Raw genomic sequence first — 13,677 nt, forward strand, 5'->3', positions numbered from 1 at the left:
GGCCCCCGGGCGGCGCTAGCGGCGCCAGAATGCGGGAGTGAATAAAACCAGTACGGTAAAGATTTCCAGGCGGCCCAGCAGCATCGCCACGACCAGAATCCATTTGGCGAGGTTGGGCATGTCGCCGTAGTGTTCGCTGGCCTCGCCCAGTGCCGGGCCCAGATTGTTGAGCGCCGAGCCCACGGTGGACCAGGCGGTGATTTGATCCACTCCGGTGGCCATGACGCCGACCAGCATCAAAAAGAACAGCATCACGTAGGCGGAGAAAAAGCCCCACACGGCCTGGGCGATGCTGTCCGGCACGCTGACCTTGCCGACCTTCACCGCGATCACCGCGTTGGGGTGGATCAGGCGCATGACCTCGCGCATGCCCTGTTTCAAAATCAGGATGATACGGATCACCTTCATACCGCCGGCCGTGGAGCCGGAGCAGCCGCCGATGAAGGCCGCCACGAACAGCATGAACGGCAGCGCCCCCGGCCAGGCGGAGAAATCCGCCACGGCGAAGCCCGCGGTGGTCGCCACCGATACCACCTCGAACAGCGCATGGCGCAGGCTGTGCAGCGTATCGTAGGTGTCGGTAAACCAGAGCGTGAAAGCGGCGATCAGCACCAGCCCCACCAGAAACAGCATTAAAAAACGCGCCTCCGGGTCCTCGAAGTAGTGCAGCAGGCGTTTTTCGCGCCAGGCGATGAAGTGCAGGCTGAAGCTGAACGCCGAGACCAGCATGAAGACCACGCAGATCAGCTCGATGGCGGGGCTATTGAAGTAGCCGATGCTGGCATCGTGGGTGGAGAAGCCGCCGATCGCCACGGTCGAAAAGCTGTGGCCGAGCGCGTCGAACCAGCTCATGCCCGCCAGCATGTAAGACACCAGGCACGCCATGGTCAGCGTGGCGTAGATGTACCAGAGCGCCTTGGCGGTTTCGGTGATGCGCGGGGTGAGCTTGGAGTCCTTGAGCGGCCCGGGGATTTCGGTGCGGTAAAGTGCCATGCCGCCGACGCCGAGCGTCGGCAGGATCGCCACCGCCAGCACCACGATCCCCATGCCGCCGAGCCACTGCAGCTGCTGGCGATAGTAGCGAATCGATTCCGGTAGAAAATCGATGCCGGTGATCACCGTCGCCCCCGTGGTGGTGAGCCCGGAAAACGACTCGAACACCGCGTCGGTGAAATGCAGCGCACTCGGACCGAAGAGCATCAGCGGAATCGAGCCGAAAAACGCCAGCACCGTCCAGAACATCGCCGCGATGATGAACCCGTCGCGAATACGCAGCTCCTTGCGCGCGCGCCGGTTGGGCAGGTACAACAGTAGGCCGGTGATCACGGTAATGGCGATGCCGCTGGCGAAGGCGTACCAGACACCGTCGCGAAACCAGAGCGATATCAGCATCGGGGGCAGCATGGTGAGGCTGAACAGCATCAAGAGCAGCCCTAGAATGCGTAAAATGACCCTCAAACTCATGGAATCCCGCAGCTCCTGGCCAATGTTTGTAATGACATGGGGCGCTTAAAAGAACGTCAAACCGACCTGGAATAGCCGCTCGACGTCGCGAATCCGGCGCTTGTCGATCACGAACAGAATCACGTGATCGCCGCTTTCCACCGTGGCGTCCCCGTGGGCGATAATGACCTCCTTGCCGCGCACCATCGCCCCGATGGTCGTGCCCTCGGGCAGGTCGATGTCGCGCACCGCCCGGCCCACCACTTTCGACGACTGCTTGTCGCCGTGGGCGATCGCTTCGATCGCTTCGGCAGCCCCGCGTCTGAGCGAATGCACGTTGACGATATCGCCCCGGCGCACGTGGGTGAGAAGGCTCCCGATGGTCGCCTGCTGGGGGGAGATCGCGATATCGATCTCGCCGCCCTGCACCAGATCCACGTAGGCGGCGTTGTTGATCAGTGTCAGCACCTTCTTGGCCCCCAGCCGCTTGGCCAGCAGCGACGACATGATGTTGACCTCGTCGTCGTTGGTCAGCGCGCAGAAGATGTCGCAATCCTCGATGTTCTCCTCTTCAAGCAGCCGCTTGCTGGTGGCGCTGCCGTGAAGCACCACGGTGCGGTCGAGGCGCTCTGAAAGCGTGGTGCAGCGCTCAAGGCTGTGTTCGATGATCTTGACCTGATGGCTGTGCTCGAGATGCTCGGCCAGGCGCTCGCCGATATTGCCGCCCCCGGCGATCACCACCCGGCGAAAGCCACGCTCGACACGCCTGAGCTCGCTCATCACCGCGCGGATATCGCGCCGCGCGGCGAGAAAGAACACCTCGTCGTCGGCTTCGATCACCGTGTCGCCGCGCGGGATGATCGGCCGATTGCGCCGGTAGATGGCCGCTACGCGGGTGTCGACGTTGGGCATGTGGCGACCCAGAAAGGCGAGGTCCTGGCCCACCAACGGGCCGCCGTAGAACGCCTTGACCGCCACGAGTTGCACGAGCCCACCGGCGAATTCCAGCACCTGCAGCGCCCCCGGGTGTTCGATCAAGCGGCGTACGTGATCGGTGACCACCTGCTCGGGGCTGATCAAGACATCGATGGGAATCGCTTCGTGGGCGAACAGGCCCTTGCGGGTCAGATAGGGCGTAGCGCGCACCCGGGCGATCTTGGTCGGCGTGCGAAACAGCGTATGCGCCACCTGGCAGGCGATCATGTTGACTTCGTCGGAGTTGGTGACGGCGATCAGCATGTCGGCGTCCTCGCAGCCAGCCTGGCGCAGCACGATGGGGTAGGAGCCGGCGCCGGTGACGGTGCGGATATCGAGACGCGTGTGAAGCTCGCGGAGCTTGGCCGTGTTGGTGTCGACCACGGTGATATCGTTCTCTTCGCGCGCGAGGTGTTCGGCCAGCGTACCGCCGACCTGGCCGGCGCCAAGAATGATGATTTTCATGGTGAATCGAATCCGTTGAAAGCGCCGGCGGTATGGTCAAACAAGAAGGGCGCTGCAATAAAGACGGCGGCCAGTGTAAACCAGCCGCCGTCGAAAAGCAGTGGGGAATTACTCGAGGGTGAAGCCGACCTTGGCGGTCACCTGCCAGTGGGCGACCTGGCCATTTTCAAGATGGGCGCGGGTGTCGACCACCTCGAGCCAACGCATGTTGTCGATGCTTTTGGACGCCTTGGCCAGCGCTTTTTGCACCGCGTCTTCAATGCTTTTTTCCGAAGAACCGGTAATCTCTACGTGCTTGTAAACATGATCGCTCATGGTCATCTCATCCTTGTCGATAGTTGGCGACGTGGCGCGACGCTCGCGTCACGCCGGTTGCTTTTCCAGCCTGGCATAAAAAAAGCCATCGTGACTGTTTTGTTGCGAAAAGAGCTGCCGACCGTGGCCGCTGGCCGTGCCCCAGGCGACGTCTGTCGGGGTCGTCACGCGGGCGTCCGGGGTGCGCGCCACGAACGCGTCGATCTGTTTCGCGTTCTCCTGGGGAAGCACCGAGCAGGTGGCGTACAACAGCGTGCCGCCCGGGCGTAAAAGCCCCCAGAGATTGTCCAGAATCGCTGCCTGAAGCCTGGCCAGTTGGCCGATGTCGCTTTGCCGGCGCAGCTTCTTGATGTCCGGGTGACGGCGAATTACGCCGGTTCCCGAACACGGCGCATCGAGTAAAATAGCATCGAAGAGTGTGCCGCTCCACCAGTCGCGCTCGGCGGCGTCGGCATGAATCAGGTTGGCGCTCAGGTTGAGCCGGCCAAGCGTATCGTCGACCCGCGCCAGGCGCTGGTTGTCGCTATCCAGCGCCGTTAACGCGATGTCGAACTGCTCGAGCAGGTGGGCGGTCTTGCCGCCGGGAGCGGCGCAGGCGTCCAGCACCTGGGCGCCGGGGCGCGGGGCGATCGCCGGGCCCAATAGCGCGGCGCTGAGCTGGGCCGCCTCGTCCTGCACGCTGACATGGCCCTGCTCGAAGCCGGGGAGCTGCGAGACGTCGCAGGGCGTTTCCAGCGTGATGGCGTCCGGCGCGTGAAGGCACAGATGCGCCTCGAGCCCCTGGTCCATGAGCCTGGCCAGATACGCTTCGCGGTCGTTGACGCGCTGGTTCACCCGCAGCGTCATCGGCCCCGGCTCGTTGTTGGCGGCGACCACGTCGCGCCACTGCTCGGGCCAAGCGCTCTTGAGCGCGTTCAAAAGCCAGGCCGGGTGCTCGAGTGCTGCGCTCTCGTCGCGGTCGACCTCGGCAACGAGCGTCTCGCTTTCGCGCTGCAGGCGGCGCAGGCAGCCGTTCAATACCCGCGTGGCCCACTCCTTTTTTAGAAGTCTGGCCGCCCCCGCGGTTTCTCCTACCGCCGCGTGGGCGGGAATGCGCATGTACAAAAGCTGGTAGATGCCGATCAATAACAGCGCGTTGACGTCCTGGTCGCGCTTCTTGAACGGCTGCTTCAGCAGTTTGCCGGCGATCGCCTCGAGCCGCGGCAGGCGTCGGCAGCTACCATAGCAAAGCTCCTTGAGCAGGCCGCGGTCGCGGGCAATGACGCTGTGCTCGTCGAGCCCGGAAAGCGAGCCCTGCTCGCTGAGAACCGGGGCGAGGGCGCGAGCGGCGGCAGCGCGCACTTCCTGGCCGCTGCCTTCCTGGGGGCGTTTGGCGCTCATGAACTCTCTTCCTGTTGTATCAAGGGTGAGCCCAAGCGGCTGCCGGGCGCAAGCCGTGGGGGGTGGGCGTTGAGCAGCGCGCTGACCGGCAGCAGCTTGCCGCCGGGAAGCTGAACGTGGCTGACGCACAGCACCTCGCGCCCATCGTCGCCGCAGGCAATACGCAGGTGATCACCGCCGTGGGGGAGCAGCGTGCCCGGCGCGACGCGATCCGCCTCGACGTGAACAGAGGGGCTTTCGCTTGCGCGCGCTTCGGCGCGGGCCATGTAAAGGCGCAGGCGCTCGTCGCCAAGCGCGCACCAGGCGACCGGCCAGGGATTGAAGGCGCGAATCTTCTGCGCAAGCGTAGAGGCAGCCTGGCGAAAGTCGAGCTCGGCCTCGGCCTTGCTCAGCTTGGCGGCGTAGGTCACTCCTTCGACCGGCTGAGGCGTGGCGGTCAGCCCGTCTCCCGCCAGGGCGTCGAGGGTCTCGATCAGCGCTTTGGCGCCATCCTCGGCCAGCCGGTCGTGAAGCAGGCCGCCGGTGGTTTGCTCGGTGATCGGCGTTTTGAGCTCGAGCAGCATGTCGCCGGTATCGAGGCCGGCGTCCATCTGCATGATGGTGACGCCGGAGGCGGCGTCGCCGGCTTCGATTGCCCGCTGAATCGGGGCGGCGCCGCGCCAGCGCGGTAAGAGCGAGGCGTGAACGTTGATACAGCCCAGCCGCGGCGTGTCGAGCACCGCTTGCGGTAGCAAGAGTCCGTAGGCGACCACCACCATGATGTCGGCATCGAGTGCGGCCAGCTCGGCCTGGGCGGCGGGGTCCTTCAGGCTTTGCGGCTGGTACACGGGCAGCTCATGTTCGAGCGCCAGGCGTTTGACCGGGCTCGGGGTGAGCTTTCGCCCGCGCCCGGCCGGGCGGTCGGGCTGGGTGTAAACGCCCACCACCTGGTGGTCGCTTTTTAGTAAAGCGGCGAGGTGGGATTCGGCGAACTCCGGAGTGCCTGCAAAGACGACGCGCAGTGAGGGCATGGATCTACCTGTTCGAAAGACGGTGGAGAGGGCGGCCGGATAAACGGGCGTGAAAAAGCCGCCTGCGGGCGGCTTTGACGGCGTCTAGGCGTCCTGCATCAGCTTGTGGCGCTTTTGCATTTTCTTCAGGATGCGGTCGCGTTTGAGTGCGGAGAGATAATCGACGAAGAGCACGCCTTCCAGGTGGTCGTACTCGTGCTGGATGCAGTGGGCGAGCAGCCCGTCCGCTTCGAGCTCGAACGCCTCGCCGTGACGATCCAGAGCGTTCAGCTTCACTTTCAAAAAGCGTGGCACGTCGGCGTAGTGCTCGGGAATCGACAGGCACCCTTCGGACATCGGCTCCTTCTCTTCGCCGATCGGCTCATAGCGCGGGTTGATCATGACCAGCGGCGAGTCGCCCGCCTCGGAGACGTCCATCACCACCACGCGGCGGTGAACGTCGATCTGGGTGGCGGCAAGGCCGATGCCGCGGGCGTCGTACATGGTCTCCAGCATGTCGTCGACCAGGCTTCGAACTTCATCGTCAACGGTCTCCACCGGCTTCGCCTTGGTTCTCAGGCGCTCATCGGGGAATTCGAGAATGGGACGTTTGGCCATGGCGTTACAATCACCGTTGTTGAATCTGCGGTTTGAAACGGGGAGTCCCGGCGCTTCAAACGCGGTAGGGTTGAAAAAGGAGCCAAAAAGTCGCGCTCGCGTTGCAATGGGCGAGGGCGACCCTGTGCTTTACTATAAGCCACTATATCACGCTGGCGGTACTTCTGGGCATGCACGCGGGCGTGTCGTTGGCCGCTGCCACTGCTTCAGGATCCGCCATGGTCGTGCACAAAACCTTTCGCCTGGGTGCCCTCGCCGCGCTGCTGCTGAGTGTCGCCGCGTTCGCCAACGCCGCCGAGGGCTGGGAGCGTATTCGAAGCGACGCCCCCGAGCGCTACGTAGTGGTCAAAGGCGACACGCTTTGGGGCATCGCCGCGCGCTTTTTGCAAAACCCCTGGCAGTGGCCGTCGCTTTGGGAAGCCAATCCGCAGATTCGCAATCCGCACTTGATCTACCCCGGCGACACGCTGATTCTGCGCGACTGCGCCGGTGCTCCCTGCTTTGCGCTGGAAACCGGCCAGCCGGTGGTGAAGCTTTCGCCGCGCGTGCGCACCATCGAGCCGCGCGAGGCGGTGTGGGCGCTGCCGATGGACGTGGTCGAGGTGTTTTTGCGCCAGCATCGCTTTCTGGAGGCGGGCCGGGCGCTGGGGGAGCTTGGCTACGTGGTCGGTGGCGAGAATCAGCGCTTCATCAGCGGCGCCGGCGACACGCTCTACGTGCGCGGTGTGCTGCCCACGGGCGTTGCGCTTGGCTTTTATCGTCCCGGCGAGCCCTACCTGTCCGCCAGCGGCGAGGTGTTGGGCCGCGAGCTGGTCTTTATCGGCGAGGCGCGCCTGATCGATCAGCAGGGCGAGATCGCCCGGGTCGAGGCGCTCAGCGCCAGACAGGAAGTGCGCAACGACGACATCGTGATCGCGCTCGATGACAGAATCGAGGCGGATTTCCAACCGCGCGCGCCTCAGGCCGAGGTGGCCGGCCATATCATTGCCGCCCCCGGCGGGGTGCGCTTCATCGGCCGGCTGCAGGTCGTCGCCATCGACCTTGGTACCCAGGATGGCCTTCAGCCCGGGCACGTGCTGCGCGTCGATCAGCAGGGCGAACTCATCAACGACCCGCGCACCGGGGAGCTGTTCCAGCTGCCCAATACCGAAGGCGGGCTCCTGATGGTCTTCAAGCCCTACAGCCGCATGAGCTACGCTCTGGTGATGCAGGCCTCCAACGTACTGGCGATAGGCGATGAGGTGCGCACGCCCAGGCCTTGATGAAACGATCGGGACCAACAGCCCGGGGTGAAAAGCTTAAGCTAAAAAGGAGGCGGGTATGGATGCCAACGCGTGGCTAGCCCTGGCCGCGCTGCCCAACATGGGCGCGCACCGGCTCAAGACGCTTTATGATCAGGCGCCCGACTGGCCCCAGGGGTGGCTCGCCGCACTCCCGGCGCCGGCGTCAAGCGCACTCAGGCTCTGGCTCGACCATCCGAATAAAAGCTCGCTTCAGGCGCAGATCGACGCCAGCCGCGGCTGGTGCGAGGCCGGCCCCCACCGCCACGTGCTGTATCCGGGCCACCCGCGCTGGCCTGCGCTTCTCGACGAGCTGCCGGACCCGCCGCCGGTGCTGTGGGCTCTGGGGGATCTCGACGCGCTGATTGGGCCGCGTCTGGCCATGGTGGGTACGCGCAAGCCGACCGCAGAGGGTGAGCGCAACGCTCGGGAGTTTGCCCGGGCGCTTGCCGGTCGCGGCTGGTGCGTGGTCAGCGGCATGGCGCTGGGTGTGGACGGCCTGGCCCAGCAGGCCGCCCTCGATGAAGGCGGCGCCACGGTGGCGGTGCTGGGCTCGGGGGTGGATGTCATCTACCCGGCGAGCCACCGCGCGCTGTATCGAAAGCTCACCCAAACGCCGCGGGCACTGGTGCTCTCCGAACACCCGCCGGGCACCCGGGCGCGGCCGGCATACTTTCCGCGGCGTAATCGCATCGTCACCGGGCTTTCGCTTGGCACGCTGGTCATCGAGGCCACGGAAAAAAGCGGCAGCCTCGTGAGCGCGCGCCTTGCCGTGGAGCAGGGCCGTGAGCTGTTCGCCCTGCCGGGCTCGCTTTATAACGTGCAGGCCGCCGGGTGCCTGTCGCTTCTGAAAAGCGGCGCTATTCTCACCCGCCACGTCGACGATATCCTCGAGGAGCTCGGCCACTGGGCCGGCGCGTACCTGCCAGCGGCCGGGCAGGCCCTTGCGGAACCCATCACATCCGCCCCGGTCCAGATGAGTGACCCGCTTACGCTCGATACGCCGGATACGCTGCTCGCCGCGCTCTCCTCGACTCCCACGCCGATCGATTTGTTGGTGCAGTACACCGACCAGAGCGTAGGCGAGTGCCAGCAAAGGCTTCTCATGCTCGAACTCGAGGGCCGCGTGGCTCAGCAAGCGGGCGGCTGGGTGCGCCTGGGGTAGCGTTGATCAAGCCGGGGTAACCCTCGAGCGTGGTAAGATGGCAATTCGATCCGTGGCAGCGCCGCGCATTCACAGGAGGCCGTGATGACTTCGATGGACAATCTTCAACGCGTGGTCCAGACCCTGCGCCAGGGCGGCGTAATCGCCTGCCCGACCGAGGCGGTATGGGGGCTGAGCTGCGACCCGGACAACGATGAGGCGCTGGCGCACCTGATGCGCCTGAAAGAGCGCGACCCGGCCAAGGGCGTCATTCTGGTCGCCGCCAGCATCCAGCAGTTCGGCCCCTGGCTTGAGTCGCTGCCGCTGGCCCTGCACGCGCCGCTCGCCGCGAGCTGGCCCGGCCCGCACACCTGGCTTGTGCCGGATAACGGGCGCAGCCACGGCCTCGTGCGCGGCGCCCATCAGAGCGTGGCGCTACGGGTGACCGACCACCCCGGTATGAGGGCTCTTTGCGAGGCCTTCGGCGGGCCGCTGGTGTCGACCTCCGCCAACCGCGCCGCCGAGCCGCCGGCCATGAGCGCTGATGAGGTACGCGCCATTTTCGGCGACGAGCTCGATGCCATGCTCGATGGCGAACTCGGTGGCCAGACCCGGCCCAGCACCATTCGCGATCTGGTGACCAACGAGGTGCTGCGCGCCTGACATGAGCCACTTTCTGTACGACGCCATGGTGGCCAGGCTCGGCGCGGCGCGGGCCGACGAAAACCCCGGGCCGTTCCCGGAAGGTGGCCTTGTGCGCCGTATTCACGGCGACTTTACGCCGATGATGTGCGGCGGCATCAGCGCGCTGCTGTTACAAATGCTGCATCCGCTGGCGCTCGCCGGCGTGTGGGATCACTCCAACTTTCGCCACGACATGGTCGGGCGCCTGCGGCGCACCAGCGACTTCATCGCCACCACCAGCTTCGCCGATTTCGCCCAGGCGGAAGAGTCGATCGCTCGGGTACGCCGGGTCCACGCGAAGGTACGCGGTCACGCCGCCGATGGTCGCGCCTACGCCGCCGACGCCCCGGACCTGCTCACCTGGGTGCACGTGGCGGAGATGAGCCGCTTCATGGCCGCGCACCTGGTGTACCGAAACCCGTCGCTCGGCGCGGCGGAGCAGGACCGCTACTTTTTCGAAACCGCCTGCATCGCCGAGGCGCTCGGCGCCCGCCAGGTGCCGGATAGCCGCGAAGCGGTGGCGGTGTATTTAGAGGCCAAGCGAGGCGAGCTGGTGTTTGATGAGCGCACCCGCGACGTGGTGCGGGTTCTTTTGAGCGCGCCGCCGCGCCACCTGATTCTGGGCCCGGCAGGCGCCTTGTTCATGCGCGCCGGTATCGATCTTCTGCCCGAGTGGGGCGCCCGAATGCTGTCGCTCGACATGCCCCGGGTGCAGCGCCGGCTGGTGCGCGCCGGCATCAAAAGCGCGATGCCGATGATCAGTCGCGCGGTGCGAAGCGGCGCCTACCGCCGCGCGCTGGTGCGCTTTCAGCGCCGTGACTGAGCGCCGCCCCTTCACCGCTTCTGCTTTACCCCTTACCATTGACGTCTACCCTGCACGGCTTTGGAGACACTGTGGCCCACGAGCATCTGGACGACGTTAAAACCTACCTGATGAACCTGCAGGACCGGCTCTGCGAGGCGCTGGCCGACACGGACGGGCGCGGCACCTTCAGAGAAGAGAGCTGGCAGCGTGAAGCTGGCGGCGGGGGGCGCTCACGGGTGATCGAAAACGGCGCGCTGTTCGAAAAGGGCGGCGTCAACTACTCCCACGTTTTCGGCGAGACGTTGCCGCCCTCGGCCACCGCCTCGCGCCCGGAGCTTGCCGGGCGCAGTTTTCACGCCGTGGGCGTCTCCTGGGTGCTGCACCCGGAGAATCCGCACGTGCCCACCAGTCATGGCAACGTGCGCTTTTTCATCGCCGAAAAGGAGGGCGAGGCGCCAGTGTGGTGGTTTGGCGGCGGGATCGACCTGACGCCGTACTACCCGGTGTTCGAGGACGTCGTGCACTGGCACCGGGTGGCCCAAACGGCCTGCGCGCCTTTCGGTGAGGACGTCTACCCGCGCTACAAGGCGTGGTGTGACGAGTATTTTTACCTCAAGCATCGCGACGAGACCCGCGGTGTGGGCGGGCTATTTTTCGATGATTTGAACGAGCCGGATTTCGAGACGGCCTTCGCCTTTCAGCGCGCCGTGGGCGACAGCTTCCTGGAAGCTTACCTGCCGATCACCCGTCGCCGGCGCGACACGCCCTGGGGCGAGCAGGAGCGCGAGTTCCAGCTCTACCGGCGTGGACGCTACGTCGAGTTCAACCTGGTATGGGACCGCGGCACGCTGTTTGGTCTGCAAAGCGGCGGGCGCACCGAGTCCATTCTGATGTCGATGCCGCCGCTGGCGCGCTGGGAGTACGGCTACACGCCGGGCCCGGGAAGCCCGGAGGCGCACCTGGACGACTACCTGACGCCCCGCGACTGGCTGGCCGAAGCCGAAAAGGCGGGAGTGAGCGCATGAGCAGCCGTTACTGCGTGCTGGGCAACCCGGTCAAACACTCCAAATCGCCGATGATTCACCAGGCCTTCGCTGCGCAGACCGGCAAACCGCTGGCGTACACTGCCGAGCTCGCCCCGCTTGATGGCTTCGAGGCGGCCTGGCGTGCGTTTTGCGAAAGCGGCGGGCGCGGCGCCAACGTCACCGTGCCCTTCAAGCAGCAGGCGTTCGCACTTTGCGATACGCAAAGCCTGCGCGCCCGACGCGCCGGCGCGGTGAATACGCTCAGCCTCGGCCAGAACGGGCGTGTTTTTGGTGACAATACCGACGGCATCGGCCTGCTGCGGGATTTGAAGGCCTGTGAGGTGCCCCTGGCGGGCAAACGCGTGCTGATTCTGGGGGCCGGCGGCGCGGTGCGCGGCGTGCTCGAGCCGCTGCTGAATGAAGCCCCGCGCGAGCTTGTCATCGCCAACCGTACCGGCGCCAGGGCCGAGGCGCTGGCCGCGGACTTTCGCGATCTTGGCACTGTATCTGGCGGCGGTTATGAGGTGCTCTCCGGGCGTTTCGATCTGGTCATCAACGGCACCAGCGCAAGCCTTGCCGGCGAACTGCCCCCGCTGCCCGAAACGCTGTTCGAACCCGATGCGGTCGCCTATGACATGATGTACGCCGCCGCCCCCACGGTCTTTTTACAGTGGGCACAAATGCGCGGGGCGCGCACCATCGACGGGCTCGGCATGCTGGTCGAGCAGGCCGCAGAGGCGTTTTTTATCTGGCAGAACGTGCGCCCGGAAACAGCACCGGTGCAGGCGCTTTTAAGAAAAACGCTGATTGAAGGGTGAGCGCCTGCCCGGTCAGGCGCGTAGGACGCGCCTGACCGGCGAAGGGATTCAAGAAAGGTACTTGAAGAAAGTCCTGCGCGCTCAGGGGCGCGGGCAGTTCGGCGTGCGCCCCTGGCTTCTGGCCTGCTCGTAGAGCGACACGGCCTGGCCCATGGTGGCCTGCAGCCCTTCGATACGCTGGCCCTGGCTTGGGTGGGTCGAAAGCCACACGGGCGGCGCGCCGCCGCTGGACGCCGCCTGCATGTTCTCCCACAGCGTCACGCCTTCCCGCGGGTCGAAACCGGCCTGGGCCATCAGGTTCTGACCGATGGTGTCCGCCTCGCTTTCGTGAGTCCGCGAAAACGGCAGCGCGATGCCGTACTGCGCGCCCATGCCCAGCACGCCCATGAGTTGCTGGCCGCCAGCGGACTGGCCCGCGGCGCTGGAGATCACCGACAGCCCTAATGAGGTCGCGCTTTCGGTCGAGGCGCGCTCGTTGGCGTGGTTGGCCAGCACGTGGCCGATTTCGTGGCCCACGACCGAGGCGAGCTGGTCCTGGCTGGTAGCGATATCGAGCATGCCGGTGTTCACCCCCATGTAGCCGCCGGGTAGGGCGAAGGCGTTGGGCTGCTCGGACTCGAACACGCGCACCTGCCAGTCCATGCTCCGCTGGCGCTCCGGCAGCACGTCGACGATGGCATTGGTGATGCACTGCACGTAGCGCAGGCTCGCCTGATCACCCATCGGCACGTCCTGCTGATACTGGGAAAACGCCTGCTGGCCCATCTGATTCAGCTCGGCATCCGATAACAGCAATAGCTGCGAGCGGCCAGTGGGCGAGGTGCTACAGGCGGCGAGCGAAGCGCACAGCGCGGTAACGGCGAAAGGGCGAAGCCAGCGCATAAAAATTCCTTGTCGGCAAAAGCCATATGAAGGTGAATGATCCGTTTCAAAACGACCCGTTTCGAGTAGTTTTATCATAACGCAGCGATCGGGCAAATGCGGGCGGCGAATTCGCCAGACTGCACGCTTGGGGCCGCGCCGCCAACACTGGCGTGCGTGAGCTAGCGTATTTGAGAGAGCTGACCGTCGGGGCCGACGTTGAAGCGCAGCGTCGGTGTCAGTACCCCGGCGGGCAGCGTCACGCCCAGCCCACTCAGGCTTCCCGGCGTGATCGCAAGCTCGCTTCCCTGGGGCAGCGAGCCGCGGGCAGCCAGTTCACGGGCCAGGTCGATCATCGGGCGCAGGCGCTGCGGGTCGCTGGCGAGCACGTCGAGCGACAGCGGCAGGCGAAGGTTCGGCCCCGCGCCCGGCGTCAGCGACACGGTTTCACCGTAGCGCCCGGTGACCGGGTCCGCCCCGGGCATATCGAGTGCCCAGTTGAAGCCCGCCATGTTCACCGCCGGCATGCCCCGCGGCAGATCCAACCCGAGTGCGAGGGTGGCCTGAATCGGCAGGCTTCCTGAGCGCACGCTCGAGGCCAGCATGGCGGGAAGGCTTGCGGTATCGAGCCCGCGGTTCAAATCGAACGAACCGACCCGCACGTTCTCGACGGTGGCCGAGGTCACCGACAGGCGAAAAGCGTTGAAGGCGGTTTGCGGCATGGCCATACAGCCGGCAAGCCACACGGTGACGCTCAAAAGCGCGAGCCAGCGAACGCGAGCACGTAAGTAACGCATGAGACCTCCTGAAAAGAGCCAACGATAAAACCGCTGGAGTGGGGCTATTTGAGGTAGCGCGCCGTGCTTTGTCAACTG

At 65.5% G+C, this 13,677-nt stretch carries 14 protein-coding genes; 6 read left to right on the forward strand and 8 right to left on the reverse strand.

Going from position 1 to position 13,677, the window contains the following annotated elements; translation table 11 throughout:
* Positions 1–15: 15 nt before the first annotated feature.
* From RN347_RS03405 to def, 6 genes are all read right to left on the reverse strand, one after another.
* Positions 16–1,464 carry a TrkH family potassium uptake protein gene (locus RN347_RS03405; protein ID WP_311960188.1) on the reverse strand — a complete coding sequence of 483 codons (1,449 nt, stop codon included), beginning with the start codon at positions 1,462–1,464 and terminating at the stop codon, positions 16–18.
* 45 nt (positions 1,465–1,509) lie between these two features.
* Complete coding sequence (gene trkA / locus RN347_RS03410; RefSeq protein WP_263584988.1) at positions 1,510–2,883, reverse strand: Trk system potassium transporter TrkA; 1,374 nt, start codon at positions 2,881–2,883, stop codon at positions 1,510–1,512.
* A gap of 108 nt (positions 2,884–2,991) precedes the next feature.
* Positions 2,992–3,198, reverse strand: a complete 207-nt coding sequence (locus RN347_RS03415; RefSeq protein WP_252106752.1) for a dodecin — start codon at positions 3,196–3,198, stop codon at positions 2,992–2,994.
* Positions 3,199–3,246: 48 nt separating this feature from the next.
* On the reverse strand, positions 3,247–4,578 hold the full coding sequence (rsmB, locus tag RN347_RS03420) for a 16S rRNA (cytosine(967)-C(5))-methyltransferase RsmB (RefSeq protein ID WP_263584987.1): 1,332 nt from the start codon (positions 4,576–4,578) through the stop codon (positions 3,247–3,249).
* Positions 4,575–5,588 carry a methionyl-tRNA formyltransferase gene (gene fmt / locus RN347_RS03425; RefSeq protein ID WP_311960189.1) on the reverse strand — a complete coding sequence of 338 codons (1,014 nt, stop codon included), beginning with the start codon at positions 5,586–5,588 and terminating at the stop codon, positions 4,575–4,577. The genes rsmB and fmt overlap by 4 nt, the downstream gene beginning before the upstream one ends.
* Before the next feature lie 84 nt (positions 5,589–5,672).
* Complete coding sequence (gene def, locus RN347_RS03430; protein WP_263584985.1) at positions 5,673–6,185, reverse strand: peptide deformylase; 513 nt, start codon at positions 6,183–6,185, stop codon at positions 5,673–5,675.
* Positions 6,186–6,403: 218 nt separating this feature from the next.
* On the opposite strand from def, the gene RN347_RS03435 reads away from it, so the two are divergent.
* The 6 genes from RN347_RS03435 to aroE all read left to right on the forward strand — a co-directional run bounded on the left by RN347_RS03435 (position 6,404) and on the right by aroE (position 11,941).
* Positions 6,404–7,447, forward strand: a complete 1,044-nt coding sequence (locus RN347_RS03435; RefSeq protein ID WP_263584984.1) for a LysM peptidoglycan-binding domain-containing protein — start codon at positions 6,404–6,406, stop codon at positions 7,445–7,447.
* A 58-nt stretch (positions 7,448–7,505) separates the two neighbouring features.
* Positions 7,506–8,630, forward strand: a complete 1,125-nt coding sequence (gene dprA, locus RN347_RS03440) for a DNA-processing protein DprA (protein WP_311960190.1) — start codon at positions 7,506–7,508, stop codon at positions 8,628–8,630.
* Positions 8,631–8,714: 84 nt separating this feature from the next.
* Entirely contained in the window at positions 8,715–9,272 is a 558-nt protein-coding gene (locus RN347_RS03445) for an L-threonylcarbamoyladenylate synthase (protein ID WP_263584982.1), read from the forward strand.
* Between the two features lies 1 nt (position 9,273).
* The gene (locus RN347_RS03450) at positions 9,274–10,116 is read left to right on the forward strand and encodes an oxygenase MpaB family protein (protein ID WP_311960191.1); all 843 of its coding nucleotides are present in this window, start codon (positions 9,274–9,276) and stop codon (positions 10,114–10,116) included.
* A 71-nt stretch (positions 10,117–10,187) separates the two neighbouring features.
* Positions 10,188–11,123 (forward strand): oxygen-dependent coproporphyrinogen oxidase, encoded by a 936-nt coding sequence (gene hemF, locus RN347_RS03455; RefSeq protein ID WP_311960192.1) that lies wholly within the window; start codon positions 10,188–10,190, stop codon positions 11,121–11,123.
* Positions 11,120–11,941 carry a shikimate dehydrogenase gene (gene aroE / locus RN347_RS03460; RefSeq protein ID WP_311960193.1) on the forward strand — a complete coding sequence of 274 codons (822 nt, stop codon included), beginning with the start codon at positions 11,120–11,122 and terminating at the stop codon, positions 11,939–11,941. The genes hemF and aroE overlap by 4 nt, the downstream gene beginning before the upstream one ends.
* A gap of 81 nt (positions 11,942–12,022) precedes the next feature.
* Here aroE and RN347_RS03465 read toward each other — a convergent pair whose 3' ends face one another.
* Positions 12,023–12,823 (reverse strand): M48 family metallopeptidase, encoded by an 801-nt coding sequence (locus tag RN347_RS03465; protein WP_311960194.1) that lies wholly within the window; start codon positions 12,821–12,823, stop codon positions 12,023–12,025.
* Positions 12,824–12,984: 161 nt separating this feature from the next.
* Positions 12,985–13,599, reverse strand: a complete 615-nt coding sequence (locus RN347_RS03470; protein WP_263584977.1) for a hypothetical protein — start codon at positions 13,597–13,599, stop codon at positions 12,985–12,987.
* Between the last annotated feature and the right edge of the window lie 78 nt (positions 13,600–13,677).

This window comes from Halomonas sp. PAMB 3264 (assembly GCF_031954245.1).
Classification (GTDB): Bacteria; Pseudomonadota; Gammaproteobacteria; order Pseudomonadales; family Halomonadaceae; genus Vreelandella.

Bases quoted from the DNA above. Each gene is read 5' to 3' on its own strand.
- RN347_RS03405 (WP_311960188.1), bottom strand. From the start codon at position 1,464: ATGAGTTTGAGGGTCATTTTACGCATTCTAGGGCTGCTCTTGATGCTG.
- trkA (WP_263584988.1), bottom strand. From the start codon at position 2,883: ATGAAAATCATCATTCTTGGCGCCGGCCAGGTCGGCGGTACGCTGGCC.
- RN347_RS03415 (WP_252106752.1), bottom strand. From the start codon at position 3,198: ATGAGCGATCATGTTTACAAGCACGTAGAGATTACCGGTTCTTCGGAA.
- rsmB (WP_263584987.1), bottom strand. From the start codon at position 4,578: ATGAGCGCCAAACGCCCCCAGGAAGGCAGCGGCCAGGAAGTGCGCGCT.
- fmt (WP_311960189.1), bottom strand. From the start codon at position 5,588: ATGCCCTCACTGCGCGTCGTCTTTGCAGGCACTCCGGAGTTCGCCGAA.
- def (WP_263584985.1), bottom strand. From the start codon at position 6,185: ATGGCCAAACGTCCCATTCTCGAATTCCCCGATGAGCGCCTGAGAACC.
- RN347_RS03435 (WP_263584984.1), top strand. From the start codon at position 6,404: ATGGTCGTGCACAAAACCTTTCGCCTGGGTGCCCTCGCCGCGCTGCTG.
- dprA (WP_311960190.1), top strand. From the start codon at position 7,506: ATGGATGCCAACGCGTGGCTAGCCCTGGCCGCGCTGCCCAACATGGGC.
- RN347_RS03445 (WP_263584982.1), top strand. From the start codon at position 8,715: ATGACTTCGATGGACAATCTTCAACGCGTGGTCCAGACCCTGCGCCAG.
- RN347_RS03450 (WP_311960191.1), top strand. From the start codon at position 9,274: ATGAGCCACTTTCTGTACGACGCCATGGTGGCCAGGCTCGGCGCGGCG.
- aroE (WP_311960193.1), top strand. From the start codon at position 11,120: ATGAGCAGCCGTTACTGCGTGCTGGGCAACCCGGTCAAACACTCCAAA.
- RN347_RS03465 (WP_311960194.1), bottom strand. From the start codon at position 12,823: ATGCGCTGGCTTCGCCCTTTCGCCGTTACCGCGCTGTGCGCTTCGCTC.
- RN347_RS03470 (WP_263584977.1), bottom strand. From the start codon at position 13,599: ATGCGTTACTTACGTGCTCGCGTTCGCTGGCTCGCGCTTTTGAGCGTC.